14 protein-coding genes are annotated in these 18,143 nt (G+C 59.0%); 4 read left to right on the top strand and 10 right to left on the bottom strand.

What is annotated here, in order from left to right; genetic code table 11:
• Positions 1-9: 9 nt before the first annotated feature.
• From tssM to N5J69_RS15980, 6 genes are all read right to left on the bottom strand, one after another.
• A complete protein-coding gene (gene tssM / locus N5J69_RS16005) occupies positions 10-3,639 on the bottom strand; it encodes a type VI secretion system membrane subunit TssM (RefSeq protein WP_279771576.1) in 3,630 nt (1,209 codons plus the stop codon).
• Between the two features lie 3 nt (positions 3,640-3,642).
• Positions 3,643-4,878 (bottom strand): DotU family type VI secretion system protein, encoded by a 1,236-nt coding sequence (locus N5J69_RS16000; RefSeq protein ID WP_279771625.1) that lies wholly within the window; start codon positions 4,876-4,878, stop codon positions 3,643-3,645.
• Positions 4,879-4,898: 20 nt separating this feature from the next.
• Positions 4,899-6,239: a type VI secretion system baseplate subunit TssK gene (gene tssK, locus N5J69_RS15995; protein ID WP_279771624.1), complete on the bottom strand. Its 1,341-nt coding sequence runs from the start codon at positions 6,237-6,239 to the stop codon at positions 4,899-4,901.
• Between the two features lie 5 nt (positions 6,240-6,244).
• Entirely contained in the window at positions 6,245-6,739 is a 495-nt protein-coding gene (gene tssJ / locus N5J69_RS15990; RefSeq protein ID WP_279771575.1) for a type VI secretion system lipoprotein TssJ, read from the bottom strand.
• Positions 6,740-6,762: 23 nt separating this feature from the next.
• Positions 6,763-7,353 carry an SH3 domain-containing protein gene (locus N5J69_RS15985; RefSeq protein WP_279771574.1) on the bottom strand — a complete coding sequence of 197 codons (591 nt, stop codon included), beginning with the start codon at positions 7,351-7,353 and terminating at the stop codon, positions 6,763-6,765.
• Between the two features lie 1,044 nt (positions 7,354-8,397).
• The gene (locus N5J69_RS15980; RefSeq protein WP_279771573.1) at positions 8,398-9,918 is read right to left on the bottom strand and encodes an aldehyde dehydrogenase family protein; all 1,521 of its coding nucleotides are present in this window, start codon (positions 9,916-9,918) and stop codon (positions 8,398-8,400) included.
• Between the two features lie 233 nt (positions 9,919-10,151).
• On the opposite strand from N5J69_RS15980, the gene N5J69_RS15975 reads away from it, so the two are divergent.
• Positions 10,152-10,715, top strand: a complete 564-nt coding sequence (locus N5J69_RS15975; RefSeq protein ID WP_279771572.1) for a methyltransferase — start codon at positions 10,152-10,154, stop codon at positions 10,713-10,715.
• Here N5J69_RS15975 and N5J69_RS15970 read toward each other — a convergent pair.
• Entirely contained in the window at positions 10,703-11,428 is a 726-nt protein-coding gene (locus tag N5J69_RS15970; RefSeq protein WP_279771571.1) for a glutamine amidotransferase, read from the bottom strand. The two genes, N5J69_RS15975 and N5J69_RS15970, sit on opposite strands and share 13 nt — an antisense overlap.
• Positions 11,429-11,599: 171 nt before the next feature.
• On the opposite strand from N5J69_RS15970, the gene N5J69_RS15965 reads away from it, so the two are divergent.
• Positions 11,600-12,484 carry an EamA family transporter gene (locus tag N5J69_RS15965; RefSeq protein WP_279771570.1) on the top strand — a complete coding sequence of 295 codons (885 nt, stop codon included), beginning with the start codon at positions 11,600-11,602 and terminating at the stop codon, positions 12,482-12,484.
• 46 nt (positions 12,485-12,530) lie between these two features.
• Positions 12,531-13,913, top strand: a complete 1,383-nt coding sequence (locus N5J69_RS15960; protein WP_279771569.1) for a CoA transferase — start codon at positions 12,531-12,533, stop codon at positions 13,911-13,913.
• 1 nt (position 13,914) lies between these two features.
• Here N5J69_RS15960 and N5J69_RS15955 read toward each other — a convergent pair whose 3' ends face one another.
• From N5J69_RS15955 to ghrA, 3 genes are read right to left on the bottom strand one after another with little or no spacing between them, the layout of a single operon-like run.
• Complete coding sequence (locus N5J69_RS15955) at positions 13,915-14,481, bottom strand: molecular chaperone (RefSeq protein ID WP_279771568.1); 567 nt, start codon at positions 14,479-14,481, stop codon at positions 13,915-13,917.
• A gap of 28 nt (positions 14,482-14,509) precedes the next feature.
• Positions 14,510-15,247, bottom strand: coding sequence for a phosphatase (locus N5J69_RS15950; protein WP_279771567.1), 738 nt, complete (start codon positions 15,245-15,247; stop codon positions 14,510-14,512).
• A 39-nt stretch (positions 15,248-15,286) separates the two neighbouring features.
• A complete protein-coding gene (ghrA, locus tag N5J69_RS15945) occupies positions 15,287-16,228 on the bottom strand; it encodes a glyoxylate/hydroxypyruvate reductase GhrA (protein WP_279771566.1) in 942 nt (313 codons plus the stop codon).
• A gap of 209 nt (positions 16,229-16,437) precedes the next feature.
• Between ghrA and treA the strand changes: the two genes are divergently transcribed.
• Entirely contained in the window at positions 16,438-18,123 is a 1,686-nt protein-coding gene (gene treA / locus N5J69_RS15940) for an alpha,alpha-trehalase TreA (RefSeq protein WP_279771565.1), read from the top strand.
• Positions 18,124-18,143: the final 20 nt, after the last annotated feature.

Raw genomic sequence — 18,143 nt, 5'->3', positions numbered from 1 at the left:
GGTCCTGTTTCAGGGGCAGCTAAAGCCGGGAAGCTGGAACGGGTTACGAATGCTGCCAGGGGTAAACGACAGCGTGACCTGATGCCCCTCCACGCTGAACGTGGCTTCGCGGGTCAGGCCGCCTGCCGCGGTAACACGGGCACGGTCAAAAAAGCGATTGAGCGCCCAGGGGCCGCTGGTGACCAGCGTTGAAGTGGTGCCATTGGTCAGGCCAAGCTGCATCCGCACCTGGCTGGTGCCGCCCGGACCGGGCCAGCTGACCATCTGCACGGCCTGCGGCCCGTGGCTGTAGCGCAATTGCTGTCCATCCACATCCAGCGTCAGGTTGAGGATATCGTTGTCCATTTTTACGGTGCGCAGCGTGACGCGGAAGCCTGGCGTGGTTGCGCCGTTAGCAAAGAAGGCATCGCGAATCGACTGTGCCTGCTGGAAAGGACGAAGCAGCGCTTCGCCGCCGGGCAGTGTTTTGCCGTCAATACCCGGCGTAAAGCGCCATGAGGCGTTGGTGGTATCAACTTTGCTGGCCAGGTTGTCGCGGAAGAAGCTGTCCATCATGCCGCTGCCGGGGGCAAACATCCGCGCCAGATCGTCGGGTGTGACTTCACTGCGCGCGGAGCGAACCAGCGGATAGCGACCGGCAATCGCCTGACGGCAGAAGCTGCCCACTTCCATAGTGATGCGCTTGCGGACGTTATCCATGTCGCGGCGCTGTGCATCGCTGCTGGCCCCGACCGCCATGCTGGAGACCATATTCTGCAGTGAACCGGGCAAACGTCCGGCGCTCGCCTGCAGACGGCTGATGGCATCGCTGGCCGGAGGCGGCATGCCGCTGTTGGCCGCATCCTGTACCGCCGTGAGGTAGCGATAGAGATCGTCAATCTGGTGCAGGAAGTCATCCACCGCCAGCACCTTGCTGCCCTGCTGTAACGGCTGGGCCAGCTCAAGGATTGGCGCAAAATGCACGGCAACCGCCTGCTCCGGTGACGCCTGCGCGGCCGCCTGTCCACGTGCGGCCGCCGCTTCAGGCGACGTGAACAGCGCTTCCAGAGTGCGGGTGGCGCTGTTATCCGACGGCTTTTCCGCCTGCGCAGGTTTTTCATCGGGCTGCGCCCGGTTCAGCGTCAGCAGGGTACTGAGATTGATCACCAGCTGGCGAAGCGGCGAGTGATTCCCCGACAGCAACCGTGTGGTGTTGATACGCTGTGAGAGATCGGCGCTGCTGTTAAGCTGAATATCGCTGAGGAACTGCTCCCACTGGCGGATGTAGTCCTGCACATAAAGCTGACGCACCGCGAGATCGGTCTGCTCACTTTTCTGCTGCGGTGCCGCGCCGTCCAGCACCCAGAGATCGTCCTGATAAAGCGCCCGGGTCACCGGACCTATCTGCTTGTCCACGTGCTGCCAGTAGCCCTCTGGCGTATAGAGCCCGGCAACCCCGTCATTCACCGATTTACCGCTTTTGCGGGAAAAAACCAGCTCACTCTGGGGGCCGCCCAGCGCGGCCAGCGTGACCGGCTGCAGGCTGTCATCACGCTGCAGCAGGCGCTTGAGTCGTCCGTAGACGCGCTGTGACAGCGGCATCTGATTAATCAGCGCCTGCTCGCGCTTTACCAGCGCTTCATCCTTCGCATACGGCGACGCGTGAATCTGCGTCTCCAGCAGCTGTTGCAGATGCCACGCCAGCTGTTTCACCTGCTGCTGCGTCACGTTCTGCGGCAGCTCGCGTGAAAGATTAAGCATCAGCCAGGCCTGCAGGAATTTGCCGTCGTAGTGCTTCGGCTGATAGAGCATCTGATACGCCTTGAGCGCTTCATAGCTGTAGTCCGCGTCGCTGCCATTGTCGTTGCGCAGCCAGCGGGTGATGTTCTGCGCTACCTGCGGCAACAGCAGCTGTTTCAGCGCTTTCTCGTAGAGCGCACGGGTCGCATCACTGACTTCGGCCCCACGATAAAGGCCCATGCGGCGCGTCAGCGGCGGCGAGTCCAGCGAGAAGTCGGCGCTTTCCGGCAGGTGCAAGAGGGTGTTGAGATAAGGCACCAGCGCAAAGAGATCGCCATTGACCTGCTGCTGAAGTTGATCGCCGAGTTGCTCCACCTGCGGCGCTTTAGCAGCCATCTCCTGCAAATAGGCTTTGTTCTTGCTGTAGCTGGTGAGCCACAATCCGCCCGCGACCAGTAACAGCAAGAGCAGCGCCAGATAGCCCGACCAGAGTCCGGCGCGGTTGCGCAGCTCCCACCAGCGGTTGCTGCCCGCCAGACCCGACTCCTGGAAAATCACATTTTCCAGCACGCCTTTCAGGAAGAAGCTCTGCCCTTTGTTCTGCGGAATCGGGGCGTCTTTATCGACCTGATCCCAGCGACCGGATTCGCCCGCCTGCTGGCCTGGCAGATTCAGTGCGCGGTTCAGCTCGCCCATGACCCGGTCAAACGGCAGCCCCTCCTGCGTCCCGCTGGCAAAGTAGATGCCGCGGGGTGCGAACTGGGTTTCAAAATCGGAGCGGGCAAACAGCGTGTCGAGCGCGTCTGCCAGCAACGGACGCAAGGCGGCAAATTCCTGCGGGAAGAGATAGCTTTCGGCCCGCGCCTGCGCGTCGTTCTCTGTCAGCAGCCGATCGGCCAGTCCGGCATCAAGCCGCTGTTGCAGCAGCGAATATTCCTGCTGAAACTGGCTGTTCAGCTCAAAATCAGCGGCTGACGCCTTCGCCCACGGAAAAGTGAATCCCCAGATTTGTTCGCGCTGCGCTTTATCCAGCGACGCAAAGTAGCTGCGGAACCCTTTGAGCAGGTCCGCTTTAGTGACCAGCACATAGACCGGGAAACGGATGCCGAGCCGATCGTGCAGTTCCACCAGCCGCTGACGCAGCGCCAGCGCCTGGTTGCGCAGCGCCTCAGGTGACTGGCTCAGCAGATCGGAGACGCTCAGGGTGACGATGACGCCGTTAACGGGCTGGCGTCCGCGATATTTACGCAGCAGATCAAGAAAATGATGCCATTCACTGGCATCACGCTCCTGCTGGCTCTCCTGGGTGCTGTAGCGCCCGGCGGTATCGAGCAGCACGGCGTCGTTGGTAAACCACCAGTCGCAGTTGCGGGTGCCGCCAATGCCCCGCAGCGCCGACTTGCCAAACTTCTCCGCCAGCGGAAACTGCAGGCCGGAGTTAACCAGTGCGGTGGTTTTGCCCGCACCGGGTGCGCCGATAATCATGTACCACGGAAGCTGATAGAGGTACTGCCGGCCAAAGCGCTGCGCCCAGAACGGCGTGCCCTTGCTGCTGTGGCGCTGGAAGTGCGCCTTTCTCAGCATCTCAGTAGCTTCAGAGAAACGCCCCGCCAGCACCTGCTCTTCGCTGGTCAGGCGCTGACGATCGGCGTCCGGCGCATCGCTTTTGCCGGTTTCCAGGCTCGACATCAGCTTGCGGTTAAGCCAGTAATTGTAGAGACGCGGTATCGCCTGTCCCAGCCCCCAGACCAGATAGAGCAGCGCAATACTGATCATGCGGTTCTGCTCGGGCTCAAGCGGCCGCGAATCGACGATGGAGAAGACCGGGCCAATCACCCAGATAATAAATGAGAGCGCGGTAATGCCGACAAAGCCCCACGCGAGGCGGCTGGTCAGCACCGCAAACAGAATATTCAGCATGGATCAGTTCCCTCTCGCCAGGCCGTTGAGTTCGGCATGCGTCGCATCCGGCGCAACCAGTAACGTGATTTCAACACGACGGTTACGGGCGCGATTTTCAGCGCTGGTGTTCGGCACCAGCGGATTGCTTTCGCCGCGCCCTTCCGCTTTCACCCGTGACGGCTGCGCCAGTTGCTGTTGCAGCAGGGTCTGCACCGACCGGGCACGCGCCAGCGAAAGCTCAAAGTTGGACGCGAAGCGCGCACTGCGGATCGGCACATTATCGCTGTAGCCAATGACCTGAATCTGGCCGCTGACGTTGTTCATGGCAGCCGCGATGCGCTGGATCACGTCAATGTAGCCTCCGCGCACCTCGGTTGCCGCAGAAGCAAACAGCCCGTCTCCTTTCAGCGTCACCACGCTGCGGTCCGCTTCGTCACGCACCGCCACCAGCCCGGCGTCGATTTCCGGTTTCAGGAAGGCGCGCAGGTTCAGCGTGGCAGGCGGTGGAGGGGCCGGGTTGCCGATTTTCACTTCCGGCAGCGCTGTCTGATAGATGCGGGCCAGCACCGGCGAGGTGTAATCGCCCAGACGCCAGTTGAGCACGATGTAGAACAGACAGGCCGCCAGACCGGCCACGGCCGCACAGGCCCACAGCGGGATCATCGGCCGCCACAGCTTGCGCAGCACCGGCTGATCGGTGGGATGCGGTGACAGCGCTGCCGCATAATTGCCGCGCACGCTTTTGATCATCTGCAGCAGACGCTGTTTGATGGTCTCCAGCTGTGAGCGGCCATTGTCCAGCACGCGGTAGCGACCTTCGAACCCCAGCAGCAGGCAGAAGTAGATGAGCTCCAGCATCAGAATGTGACGTCTGGGGTTCTGCGACAGTTTGGCCAGCAGCTGGAAAAACTTCTCGCCGCCCCAGGTTTCATTGTGAAAGGTGACCAGCAGACCATTGCTGGTCCAGACGCCACGACTGCCCCACGGCGTCAGCGCCGCGGCCTCATCCAGCGCGGTACACAGGCAGTAACGCGCCCCGATGATGACTTCATAGCCGAGGCCCGACTGCTGGCAGCTCAGTTCAAAGCGACGAATCTGGTCAATCAGCTGCTGACGCAGTTGCGCCGGGTCTTCATGCGACACCGAATGGCGGATCTGGGGAATCGCGTTAATCAGAGGGTTGGCCGCCGCGACCAGCACATTCTGGTGGCTGGCATCCGGCGCAAGATCGCTGTGTGAATGTTGTTGTTCCTGCATCATGCTGCGTGCTCAGTTTATTATTCTGACTGATTGCGGATGGCCCAGAACGCCATGTCCAGGCCCGGAAACTCACCGGCAAGATGCAGCGCAAAAGCGCCCGAGCGCGCCATCTCTTTCCATAGCTCGCTGTTCTTATCCAGTTCGAAATAGCTGTATCCGGCATGCCACGGGATCTGCGGCGGCGCGCCGGGCATCGCCCGGAGTGCCAGACCCGGCAGCTGCAGCTGCACCAGATCGCGGATTTTGCTGACCGGCGCGACTTTCATCTGCGCCGGGAAATGGGTTTTCAGGGTGTCGGCCGGGACGCTGGCTTTCACCGCCAGCACAAAGCCGAATTCATGCACCATGCTGCTCTCCGGCACGGTGGCGACGTTAAGCCCGTGGGAACGCTGGATCAGCGGCAGCTGAATCGCGCTCTCTTCCATCACCTGCGACAGGCCCTGACGCAGCAGCAGCGACAGACGGCTGAAGCAGTTGTGCAGGTCGTCATGATCGTAAAGCGGCAGTCCTTCCGGTGCCCGTGCAGGCGTCCAGGTGCTGAGCTCCGCGGCCAGTTGCAGCCAGTGGCTGTAAAGCGTTTCAGGATGCAGCAGCGGCAGATGTTGCAGATGGCTGTGCAGACCAAGCTGGCGATTGAGCAGCGCCAGCAGCATAAAATCGACCATATCGGCGCTGTTGAAGCGACCGGTGCCGGGTGCGCGCTGACTCAGTTGCTGGCTGCGCTGCTGGATCAGTCCGTGCAGGTCATTAAACATGTTTTGCAGCGGACGGCTGCTGTTCAGGGTCAGCATCGGCGGGATGTAATCGCTGTCGAGCCGGATGTGGTTGTCGCTGCGTTTTTCGATGACCTGCGCCACCCCCATCGCGGTCCACTCGGCGGTCAGATCCTGCTCCAGCATCAGCCGCAGCCGCAGCCTGCCGAACTGCACCGTCGCGCTGCCCACGGCCTGCGCGTTGTCATCTTCCACTTCTGCTTCCCAGGCCAGATAACGCGCCAGAGAATCCTGCGACTCCTGGAAGGCGACGGCTTCACGGCCATTGCGCCGGGTCGGTATCGCCAGTACGACTTTGCTGCGGTCAACGGCGTCCGGCAGATCAAGCGGGGCCGGGCCATGCTGTGGCTGGCTGAACGCAAAAAACGTGCCGTCAGGCAGACAGCCACTGGCGGCACTCAGCGCCAGTTTGCCCTGACGCAGCAGCGCTTCGTCGAACTCCAGATCGTAAAAGCCCCAGGTGTAGACGCGCTGCGACTGGCCCCATTCACGCAGGGTACTGAGAAGATAATTTTCTGACTGCTGGAAATGGTGAGGACGCAGAAACATCCCCTCGGTCCAGACGACCTTTTCGGCTCTGTTCATAGGCATCACTGTTTTTCCACGCGAAGGCCATTCGTTCCCGCCACGATGCGCGCGTTCAGCTCGCTGTCGTCACGTTTCCAGAATGCCCAGAATGAGGGTGATTCCCCTTCGGGAACCGGCAGCGACAGTCGCCACACCTTGCCATCCAGCGCCTGATATTCCGCCATGATGCCGATGAAGCGTGCCTCTGGCAGACTCTTGATCCGCAGCGTTTTGCTGCGCTGGTCTGGCGTCAGGAAGAACTGCTGGGTATTGAGTTGCGCGCTGCCCGGCGCGGTGGCGGAGGGGTTTTGCAGGGAGTAGAAGTCCGCTGACATGAACTCCGCATCAGAGCTCAGTAACACCACGCGGACTTTCAGCGGCGCACCGCCGTTGAGCTGATTCTGCCCCTGAAAATCCAGGTTGTAGTACGTCACCGGCGGCTTACTGCTGCTGCAGGCCGTCAGCAGCCACACCAGCAGCATTATGAGCCCACCGCGCAGTTGTGTTGTTCTCATCATCAAGCCCTCCCTGCTCAGTACGCTTAGTTAATGATCCAGGTTCCGTTAGTGCTGTTCTGACAGGCGGTGCTGTCGCCGTTAACAGCGACGCAGGTTTTTTTCTTGCTGCTGCGCACGCGGCGTTTCGGCTGATCGGCTTTAACGGTCTGATCGTAGAGTGCACTTTTCACCACAGCGCGGAACGGCACATAGCCTGTCAGCTGCACGGTTGCCTGCGGCGCGGCAGACTGAGGCGCATCTTTGGCGGTGGCGTTGCCCGGTTGTGGCTCTGCTGCTGCTGGCGCAGCGTCACCCAATGCCAGCCAGTTGTTCTCTACCTGACCAATCACGGTGTAGCTTTCGCCGGTTTTCAGGGTTTCCACCACCTTGCCGCCGTAACCCGGCTGGCTCATCACCGAGCCGGGATAGAGTGCGCGATAGGCTTCGTTGACCGGGCTGAACTGCGCGGGCGATTTAACCGCATAACGGTGGCTGATCGCCACGCCGTCCACCGTGCTGGTGACCAGCGTGTCATCCGTCATTTTTGGCGGCGTTTTACAACCCGCGACAGAGAAAACAAACATCAGGCCTAACGCCATACGGAGCTTCACCATTTTTTTCATGTTGTGTTCCATTCATACCTTGGAGAGTGGCCAGAGGCCGGGTGTCAGTAATGAAAATCGGGGATGTCATCTTCACAGGAAGCCACTTAGTGCCAGATTAAAAAACAATCCTTAAACGAAAAGCGCTCAACCGCCTTGCAGCCAGAAGACAACCGATCAGCAAAAGTTAAGTATAAAAAAGCATCGCCGGGGACGGGAAAGGAAAACGGGAGGAATCTGACCTGGCAAACAATGATCAGAAACATGATCAATTTATTCCCGGCAAATTTTAGAAGGTGGAGTAAACCCAAGCTTTCCTTATGCCATCCCTGGTCGAAAAACCGTCGAATTGAATTAAGCCATTCACACTATGCTCAGTAACCGGCGATGATAAATCACTTATTACGCCTGAGTCATCTCAATAAAATTCGTTTAAATTCATAAGATTACACTTTTGCGGAAATTTCATAGCTACCGCACGAGTCAGGTAGATCCTGCCCGTGTGTCTGAAATTACAATCCATGTGTAAATATAAGCTGCGAGTTTACAGAAGATTGACAAAATTTCAACGGGCCACTTTCAGAAGAATTTACTTAAGTAAAGCTTAACTAATTAAGTTAATACAAATATGTGTTACTTTTAAGCACGCAGTTAGGACTAATCTTAACAACTTGCGAAAATATGAAGTATTTTTGAACATCAATACGTTTTTTCTGAGACTGCCATTAAAATCACTCATGTTTTGAATGGTTCTGATTTAAGGCAAATCAGAGGAAGTTCATGTCGTGCGGACAGGCAACTGCAGCACTTTCCGTCAGCCAGAAGCGCGAAAAAGGCTTGTCTATCAGATAATTAATCGGGTTTACACCTGACGTGACGTAAACAGAAAACAGAAGGCGATAAAACGGCATTAAGCGAAGCGCGGAGCCGGTCATGCCCGCTTTAAGCGCAGACTGATTAATTGTGCTTTACCGGCTCGCTTCATCAGCAGCTCACAGCGGACAGGGCATAAAAAAACCACGCCGAAGCGTGGTTTAGCGGGGAACGAGCAAGGTTAGTCCGGCACGATTAAGACCGTCAGAAGAAGCCCAGCGGTTCGATGCTGTAGCTGACCAGCAGGTTTTTGGTCTGCTGATAGTGATCGAGCATCATTTTGTGGGTCTCACGCCCAATCCCGGATTTTTTGTAGCCGCCAAAGGCCGCATGTGCCGGATAGAGGTGATAGCAGTTGGTCCAGACGCGTCCGGCTTTGATCGCCCTGCCCACCCGATAAGCGCGGTTGATGTCACGGGTCCAGACGCCTGCCCCCAGCCCATAGATAGAGTCGTTGGCGATGCGGACGGCCTCTGCTTCATCCTTAAAGGTGGTGATGCCAATCACCGGGCCAAAGATCTCCTCCTGGAAAACACGCATGCTATTGTTGCCTTTCAGCAGGGTTGGCTGGATGTAGTAGCCGCTGTTAAGTGAGTCATCCAGCTTCTCTACGCCACCGCCCACCAGCACTTCCGCGCCCTCCTGCCGGGCAACGTCAAGATAAGAAAGAATCTTATCGAACTGCTGCTGCGACGCCTGCGCGCCGACCATGGTGTCGGTATCCAGCGGATCGCCCCGTTTGATGGTTTTTACCCGCTTCATCACCGCCGCCATAAACGGCTCATAGATTGACTCCTGCACCAGCGCACGCGACGGACAGGTGCAGACTTCGCCCTGATTGAGGAAGCCCAGCACCACGCCTTCGGCTGCTTTCTCAATAAAGCTTTCCTCTGCCTGCATGATGTCTTCAAAGAAGATGTTCGGGGACTTGCCGCCCAGCTCGACCGTGGACGGAATCAGGCTTTTGGCTGCCAGCTCCAGAATATGCCCGCCGGTGGCGGTGGAACCGGTAAAGGCAACTTTGGCGATGCCGGAATGGGACGCCAGCGCTTCCCCCGCCTCTTTACCGTATCCGTGCACCACATTCAGCACGCCCGGCGGCAGCAGGTCTTTAATCAGATCGACAAAGACAGTGATCGACAGCGGCGTCTGTTCAGCCGGTTTCAGCACCACGCAGTTCCCTGCGCCCAGCGCGGGAGCCAGTTTCCATGCCGCCATTAAAAGCGGAAAGTTCCAGGGGATAATCTGCGCCACGACGCCCAGCGGCTCATGGAAATGGTAGGCGGCGGTGAACTCATCAATTTCTGCCGCGCTCCCCTCCTGCGCCCGGACACACCCGGCAAAGTAACGGAAGTGATCGACCGCCAGCGGCAAATCCGCCGCCAGGGTTTCGCGCACCGGTTTGCCGTTATCCCAGGTTTCATAAACCGCCATCGTTTCCAGATGCTGTTCCAGCCGATCGGCAATTTTCAGTAACACCAGCGCACGTTGCTGTGGCGAGGTTTTACCCCAGGCCTCCGCTGCCGCTGCCGCAGCGGCCACCGCGTTATCCACATCAGCCGCGTCTGAGCGCGGAAACTCACCGGCCGCAGAGCCATTTACCGGCGAGGTATTCGTAAAGTAGTTACCCTTCACCGGCGCGACGAATTCACCATTAATGAAGTTGCCATAATTCTTCTGTAGCGTAATCAGAGAACCCTGTTCTCCGGGGGCAGCGTAACGCATGATCATTCTCCTGACAGGTGACTGACGTAACAATGATGAAACTTATTATTAACATGAAGGATCATTGTGAGCCTGTCAGGTCTGTTGAACGGAAACTGTGACCGCCCCGAAGGAATAGCCGTTTACGCTGCGCTTAGAGAAAATTCCGACTTTTTCCCAAAAGCGTCGTCAAAGAGAAACTTGTGCGTCATAAAGGGGGTCAACCTGAGGATGAATTCATTCTGGAGATGAGCATGCTGGCTTCAACTTTTACCCAGATGCGCGCTAAAGCCAATTTCGTGCATCAGTTTATCCGCAATCCGCGCAAGATGGGCAGCATTACCCCCTCGTCTGAAGCGTTGTGCCGGACCATGATTGCGTCGGTGAAATGGCCTGAATCGTCACGCATTGCCGAACTTGGCGCGGGGGATGGCGTACTGACACGGCAGATACTGGCGCAGATGGCACCCGACGCGACGCTGGATGCCTTTGAGATCTGCACTACGCTGGCAGACAAGCTCACCGCACTGGAAGACCCACGCATGACCGTGCGTACCTGCTCTGCGGAGTACCTGAACGGCAACTATGACGTCATTTTCTCCGGCCTGCCGCTGCTGTCATTACCGCCCGAACTGCGTGACGCCATTCTGCGTGCGGTGTTTAACGCACTTGGCCCGGACGGCGTCTTCATGCAGTTTCAGTACACCTCGCTGACCCAGCCTGATCTGTCGCGCTACTTCACCTGGGAGCGCCAGCGGGTGCTGAAAAATGTCCCTCCCGCCTGGGTCTACCGCTGCACGCGCCACTACGCGCCCTGAGCACACTCCATTGCCGGACGCGTCTGTTGCCAGAATGCCACCAGCAACGCACGCGCCCAGTCTTTCCCCTCCATCGCGTTTGCCCCATCCTCTGTGCAGCCCTGCGGCAGACAGACATTCATGATGTGCCGTGAAAATTCGGGATGAAACTGCACCGAGAGCGCCTGCGGTGAATAACGCACAATCTGACAGCCATCGCGTGCAGACGCGGCCAGCACCTGCGCACCGGGCGGCGCGCTGATCACCGACTGGCGATGCGACAGCCAGACGCTGAAGTCGGCGGGCAGCCTCTGCAGCAGCGGATCGCGCTGCGCCTGATCTGAGCAGCGGATCGGCAACAGACCGCGCTCCCAGCCGTTGGGATTGTCTGCCACTTCGCCGCCCAGCGCATAAGCCATCAATTGATGGCCGTAGCAGACACCCAGCAGCGGCAGCCCTTTATCTATCGCCGCCCTGACCCACGCGGCGCTGCGTTCACTCCAGTCGGCGTGATCGGTGACCATCGCCCAGGAACCGCTGAGGATCGCCCCGGAAATCCGGTCGAAATCGGGTAGCGCTTCGCCCAGATGGGGCCGGACAATCAGGTACTCATCCGGTTGCAGATTCAGTGCATCAATAAACCAGCGCGGCTGTTCACCAATCTCCGAGACGACGTTTGCGGGAGGGACTTCAAGCTGAATTAACGCAAGGGGTAAGGCGGACGTAGGGGTCATACCAAATCGGTTCCTTTAAGAAGTCGTTTCAAATCAGTCTGCCAGCAACACGTCTGAAAGTCTCACCTGACTGCACCGCAATCGCAGAAAATTTTTTATGCGATTGGCTGGAGTGCCGCAGTTCGTGCCATCATTAGCGGGCTAAGCAAAAATCATCGAAAGGATATTATCGTGGCTGTGCGGCATTTTTTTCTGATTCTGATGGTGGTTTCTATCTGGGCCTTCAACAACGTAGCGGTGAAATGGGGGCTGATGGAGCTGCCGCCGCTGTTTCTGACATTCATGCGCTTTGTGGTCGTCGCCGTGGTGCTGGTGCCGTTCTGCCGCATTAACCGTCAGCAGCTGCCCTGGCTGCTGCTGCTGGCTTTCACCTTCGGCTTTATGCACTTCTCGCTGCTGTTTGTTGGCCTGCGCTATACCGATGCCGGGACCGGGGCCATTGTGGTGCAGCTGGGCACGCCGATTGCGATGCTGCTGGCGATGGTGGTGCTGAAAGAGAAGCTGAAGCTGGTGCAGCTGATGGGCATTATGATCTCGCTGAGCGGCGTGGTGGTGCTGTCAGGCAGCCCGACGATTCCCGCGTGGTGGGTACTCTGTCTGCTGTTGTGCAGCGCCACCGGCTGGGCCGTCAGCAACCTGATTGTGAAAAAATCACCGCCGATTAAACCGCTGACCATGACCGGCTGGATTGCGTTTCTGGCCATTCCCATCGTCGGCTGCTCCAGCCTGGTGATGGAATCACATCAGCTGTATGCGCTGGAACATGCGGGCTGGCGCGGGTGGTTTGCCATTCTCTACAGCGCCATCGCCTCGTCGATTGTGGCCTATACGCTGTGGTACATGCTGCTGAAGAAATATAACGTTAATCTGATCATGCCCTACTCGCTGCTGACGCCGGTTTTATCGGTGGTGATGGGGATTGTGGTGCTGGGCGACAGCCTCAACAGCTTCAAGATTATCGGGGCATCGCTGGTGATACTGGGCACGGCTATTGCAGTGCTCAACCTGCGAAACCTGCGGATGCATGCCCGCTTCCCGCGCCTGCGGCGGCGTTAATCGCGCATGCTATGCTTGAGAAATCTCCCCTCACAGGAAGCACAGCATGGACTCACAGCTCGCCGCCTCGTTATGGCAGCAGATGCAGCAGGGATTACGAGGATGCGGCGAAGCCGTCTGGCCGCTTCCCGCTTTCGTTGATCGCGACACCTTCTCCTCTGCCTTTGCCGTCAGTGAACTGGCGGCCACCAGCATCGGTCTGGCAACCCAGGCCTCTTCTGCACTGATCGCCACCTCCTGCCCTGAATATCTCTCTCCGCCCGTCGCCGTCAATGTGCGCCTGGCGTCACGCTGGTTTCAGCAGAGCTTTATCCCGCTGAACAGGCCTGCGCCCGCCATGTGGGATGCGTTTGCCGGTGACTATCGCAGTCGGGATGGCTGGATCCGCCTGCACACCAATGCTGCACATCACCGGCTGGCGATGAAGCAGGTGCTGGGCGTACACGCCGATCGCGCGGCGCTGGCGAAGCAGGTGGAACAGTGGCAGGCCAGCGAACTGGAGCAGGCAATAGTTGATGCCGGTGGCTGTGCCGCTGAAATGCGCAGCGCCGCCGCCTGGCAGCAGCATCCGCAGGGCCAGGCCGTGCAGCGCGAGCCGCTGTTTAGCTGGAAAACGACCCACGCGGCAGCGGCTCCGATGTGGCCGCTGGCCGAAGCGCGTCCGTTATCGGGCATTAAGGTACTGGATCTGACGCGGATCATTGCCGGACCGGCCGCCACCCGATTTCTTGCCAGTCTGGGTGCCAGCGTGCTGCGCATCGATCCACCCGGCTGGCAGGAGCCAACGCTGGATGAGGAGATGAGCTGCGGCAAGCGCCGTGCGGTGCTCGACCTGACCCAGTCTGCCGATCGCGAGCAGTTTATCCACCTGCTGCGCGAAGCGGACGTACTGGTGCATGGCTACCGGGCAGATGCGCTGGAACGGCTCGGGTTTGACGCGGAGACGCTTCAGGGTCTCTCACCCGGCCTTGTCGACGCCGGTCTGAATGCCTGGGGCTGGCAGGGGCCGTGGCGCAACCGCCGTGGTTTTGACAGTCTGGTCCAGATGGGGTGCGGCATTGCCGAACGGGGCATGCAGTGGCAGCAGAGCGACAGACCGGTTCCGCTGCCGGTGCAGGCGCTGGATCATGCCACCGGGTATCTGCTGGCCGCCGCGGTGCTGGAGGGATTACGACGACGCGTGACGGAAGGACACGGCAGCCAGGTGCGGCTGTCGCTGGCACGCACCGCGTGGCTGTTGCAGCAGCATCCTGCCGGGGCGAGCGCGGGGTCCGGTATTACGCCACAGGTGAAAGACAATCTGCCCTGTTATGAATTAACGCCGTGGGGTTTTGGGGTCAGGCTGCGGGCGGCCGCCTGGCTGCCCGGCACCCCGCAGATCTGCGCAACACCGGGCTGTGCGCCGGGGTCGCACCCGGCGGTGTGGTGAATCAGGCGTCGGGATTCTGCTCGCGGCTCTCAAGCAGTTCGTTGTACATCGCCTGAATCGCTTCACGACTCAGCATCGCCAGCGTGCGATAGAAAGCGGTAGTCGCGTGTGCTTCCACTTTACCCAGAAACGCACCGCACCACGGCAGCAGGTACTCTTCAAACAGGGCCAGCTGCGCCGCGCTCTCATCCTCCGCTGACTGATCTTCCAGCCATGACGCGGCCAGCAGCAGCACGCCAAAATGGTCAGCTGGCGCATCGCTCAGCGGCATGCCGCGTGAGGTTAAGAACGCACGCACGTCTGGCTCCGTCTTGCCTTCCGGCCACTGTGAGGCATAAGGCGGCACGTTGCAGTCGCTGCCCACAAACAGCGCGTTGTAATCAGCGGCCAGCGCCTGCGGATCGCTGTTCTGCTGCAGACGCGTCAGCAGATCGTCCTGCTCCAGCGGCCACTGCGAATGCAGTTTACCTTCTCGCAGCAGCGTGAACAGCGGCACCAGCAGCGGATCCTGCGGCTGACGATTAAACAGTGAGCCGATCACGCGGCACAGAATGGAAAACTCATTCATGAGTCAGGTTTCCTTGAGGCAAAATAAATTAAAAGTCAGCCAGTTCAGCAATATGTTTGCCGCTGCGCTGCTCCAGAAAGTCGAGCAGGCGACGCGGCGTGACATTTAACACCCGATCCTCAGGAAAATCCACTTCGCGGGCAATCCGCAGGCAGTGATCGAAATGGCCTAGCGTAAACGCCGTATGGGAATCGGAGCCAAATGCCAGCCGTCCACCCGCATCGCGCACGGCGGCGGCGATAGCCCGGCAGTTGGGTTCGCTGCCCGGACGTGAATGGGTAAAGGAGGAGTTATTCAGCTCCAGCGCCACATCGTAATGTGCGGCTGCTTCGGCAATCGCCGGGATATCGACCGGGAATTTCGGGTTGCCCGGATGGCTGATGATATGAACCAGCCCGCCCGCCATGGCGGCAATCATCGCGTCAGTATGATGCTTTCTGTCACGCGGCGCATAAACCGGCTCATGAAAACCGGCGACGATCAAATCCAGCGCATCAAGCATCGGACCGGAACAGTCGATCTCACCCTGCTGATTTTTGATATTGGCTTCGATACCGCGCAGAATCCCGACGCCATCGATCACCCGTGGCCAGACGCGCATGTTAATGAAGTGCCAGTAGTGCGGCGCGTCAGCCATGTCGGGGCCGTGGTCGGTGATGGCAAACAGTTTCAGGCCGGTTTGCTTCGCCTGGGTCACGTAGTCGTGCAGCGTGCTGTAGGCGTGTGTACTGGCGATGGTGTGCATGTGCAGATCTACCGGATACATCCTCTTCTCCTGCTGAGTGCCCCTGACGGGGCCGGTTCATTAATAGCCGCGCTGACGATCAACCCTGCCCTGCGGTGGCTCGCCTGCCTGATCCTGGGTAATGGCGCGGGCAATGTAGTCGATAGCTTCGTCGATCAACGTTACCGCCGCATTATGGGGCGTGATCGTCACGCGCGGATGCGACCAGAGTGGATGTGCTTCGGGCAGCGGTTCAATCTGAAACACATCCAGCGCCGCCGCTTTCAGCTGACCGCTATTGAGCGCGGCCAGCAGATCCGCTTCCACCACCTGTGCGCCACGCGCGATGTTGAGGAAGAACGCGCCGTGCGGCAGCTGCTGTAAAAAGTGCTGGTCGATGAGATTGATAGTTTCGTGCGTGCTCGGCAGCAGGTTGATCACCACCCGCGTATCCTGCAGAAAGGCGGGCAAGGCATCCCGTCCGGCAAAGCTGGTCACGCCGTCGATCTCTTTTGGGGAACGGCTCCAGACGCGTAACGGGAATCCCCAGGGTTTCAGGCTTTCCGCCACGCTTTGTCCCAGCACGCCCGCGCCCAGGATACCAATGGTGAAGCTTTCACGCGGGTAAGCGGGTAGCGGCTGCCAGCACTGTTGTTGCTGCTGAAGACGGTAGTCATCAAAACGACGGAACCAGTTCAGCACGGTATGAACTGCATATTCCTGCATCTGGCGCGCCATACCGGTATCCTCCAGCCGGTAGAGCGGTACGCTGTCGGGCAGCATCTCTGGGTGCTGCTGCAGCTGTTTCAGAATTTCGTCAACGCCTGCACCCAGCGCAAACACGCCGCGCAGTGTGGCACGTCCCTGCAGCATCTCTGCGGGCGGTGAACGCACCAGCGCATAATCCGCCGGAGCGCTGTCACCAGGCTGCCAGGCACGCACCCGCGCGTGGGGCAGACGCTGTTGTAAACCGTTAATCCAGGCCGTTGCAGACTGCGACGGGTGATACCAGATGATCTCCATCCTGCTCTCCTTTTTTCTTTCAGCGTCGGGGAAAAGCGGGGGGAGAGCAAGAAAAAACCAGCCTGACAACGCGGTTTTTTCCATAAAAATAATTCCCGTGGCTTCACATTTCCGGCTCGCTTCAGGGTGAAGTGGTCAGATAAGGTCTAAAGTTGGTCCTGTGGTCAATGCGTTACGTGCGGCCGCGTTTCGGACAAGGAGAAAAACCGATGACAAAAATTGAGGTAAACGCCGCAGAACGGCGTCAGCGTTATGCGCCTTTTCTGCTCACGTTGCTGCTGAGCGTCCCCGCCTTCACCGTCCATGCCGACGACAACAGCCGGATGCTGAATAATCAGCCGCAGCCGCCGGACGTTCGTTTAGGGCCGCTGTTTAATGCCGTGCAGCAGGCGAAGTTCTATCCCGATCAGAAGACCTTTGCAGATGCGGTGCCGAAATTCGATCCCGCTTCGATTCTTGCCGACTGGCAGATGCAGAAGAAACAGCGCAATTTCGATCTCAGACGTTTTGTTGATGCTAACTTTACCCTGCCCGCTGCCGGTGACAAATATGTGCCGCCAGCCGGACAAAACCTGCGTGAACACATTGATGGCCTGTGGCCGGTGCTGACCCGCACCACCAGCAGCGCCGGTCAGTATGACTCGCTGCTGCCGCTGCCTAAGCCCTATGTGGTGCCAGGCGGGCGTTTCCGCGAAGTCTATTACTGGGACAGCTACTTCACCATGCTGGGCCTGGCCGAGAGCGGACACTGGGATAAAGTCCAGGATATGACGGATAACTTCGCCTCGCTGCTCGACCGGTATGGCCACATCCCCAACGGCAACCGCAGCTACTACCTGAGCCGTTCACAGCCGCCGTTCTTCAGCCTGATGGTTGATCTGCTGGCGACGCACGATGACGGCAAAGCCTATACCCACTACCTGCCGCAGTTGCAGAAAGAGTATGACTACTGGATGGCAGACAGCGATAACGTCGCGGCGGGCGCAGCCAGTAAGCGGGTAATCAGGCTGGCAGATGGCACCCTGCTCAACCGCTACTGGGATGCGCGCGATGTACCACGCACCGAATCCTGGATGGATGACATTGCCACCGCGCAGAAAGCGCCGCAGCGTAATAAAGCGGAACTTTACCGCGAGCTGCGTTCCGGTGCCGCATCGGGCTGGGATTTCAGCTCACGCTGGTTCACCGACGCGCATAACCTGTCGACAATCCGTACCACCCAGCTGGCTCCGGTTGACCTGAACAGCCTGCTGTTCCACCTGGAGCAGACCCTATCGAAAGGCTATCAGATGAACAAGCAGAGCGATCTGGCGAAGCAGTACGCCGATCGCGCGGAGAAGCGCCAGGCGGCGATCAACCGCTATCTGTGGGACAGCAAACAGAACTGGTATGCCGACTATGACTGGCAGAAAAAGCAGGTTCATCGGCAGCTGACGGCTGCCGCGCTGTTCCCGCTCTATCTGCAGGTCGCCAGTGATAAGCAGGCTGAAAGCACCGCCAGCGCGGTTGAAAAGCAGCTGCTGAAACCTGGCGGTCTGGTGACCACCACCGTGAACAACGGCCAGCAGTGGGATGCACCGAATGGCTGGGCACCGCTGCAGTGGGTCGCCGTGGAAGGTCTGGAGCACTACAACCAGCCGAAACTGGCAAAAGAGGTGGGGTTACGCTTCCTGCAAAACGTCCAGAACACCTATGACCGTGAGCATAAGCTGGTGGAGAAATATGTCGTAGAGGGCAACAATCTCGGCGGCGGTGGCGGCGGTGAGTATCCGCTGCAGGATGGCTTCGGCTGGACCAATGGCGTCACGCTGAAACTGCTCGACAAGTACTGCCCGAAAGATAAAACCTGTAACAGCGCCCACGATATTCCGCAGGCATCTGCCTCACAACCCTAACCCCCTCTGGATACCTCTGG

The sequence above is a fragment of the Pantoea sp. GD03673 genome, assembly GCF_029844725.1.
Classification (GTDB): Bacteria; Pseudomonadota; Gammaproteobacteria; order Enterobacterales; family Enterobacteriaceae; genus Pantoea.
Note: the sequence above shows the minus strand (reverse complement) of the source record. Positions and strands in the feature narration are given on the sequence as shown.

Coding starts and splice junctions, on each gene's coding strand:
- tssM (WP_279771576.1), bottom strand. CDS start 3,639: ATGCTGAATATTCTGTTTGCGGTGCTGACCAGCCGCCTCGCGTGGGGC.
- N5J69_RS16000 (WP_279771625.1), bottom strand. CDS start 4,878: ATGCAGGAACAACAACATTCACACAGCGATCTTGCGCCGGATGCCAGC.
- tssK (WP_279771624.1), bottom strand. CDS start 6,239: ATGAACAGAGCCGAAAAGGTCGTCTGGACCGAGGGGATGTTTCTGCGT.
- tssJ (WP_279771575.1), bottom strand. CDS start 6,739: ATGATGAGAACAACACAACTGCGCGGTGGGCTCATAATGCTGCTGGTG.
- N5J69_RS15985 (WP_279771574.1), bottom strand. CDS start 7,353: ATGGAACACAACATGAAAAAAATGGTGAAGCTCCGTATGGCGTTAGGC.
- N5J69_RS15980 (WP_279771573.1), bottom strand. CDS start 9,918: ATGCGTTACGCTGCCCCCGGAGAACAGGGTTCTCTGATTACGCTACAG.
- N5J69_RS15975 (WP_279771572.1), top strand. CDS start 10,152: ATGCTGGCTTCAACTTTTACCCAGATGCGCGCTAAAGCCAATTTCGTG.
- N5J69_RS15970 (WP_279771571.1), bottom strand. CDS start 11,428: ATGACCCCTACGTCCGCCTTACCCCTTGCGTTAATTCAGCTTGAAGTC.
- N5J69_RS15960 (WP_279771569.1), top strand. CDS start 12,531: ATGGACTCACAGCTCGCCGCCTCGTTATGGCAGCAGATGCAGCAGGGA.
- N5J69_RS15955 (WP_279771568.1), bottom strand. CDS start 14,481: ATGAATGAGTTTTCCATTCTGTGCCGCGTGATCGGCTCACTGTTTAAT.
- N5J69_RS15950 (WP_279771567.1), bottom strand. CDS start 15,247: ATGTATCCGGTAGATCTGCACATGCACACCATCGCCAGTACACACGCC.
- ghrA (WP_279771566.1), bottom strand. CDS start 16,228: ATGGAGATCATCTGGTATCACCCGTCGCAGTCTGCAACGGCCTGGATT.
- treA (WP_279771565.1), top strand. CDS start 16,438: ATGACAAAAATTGAGGTAAACGCCGCAGAACGGCGTCAGCGTTATGCG.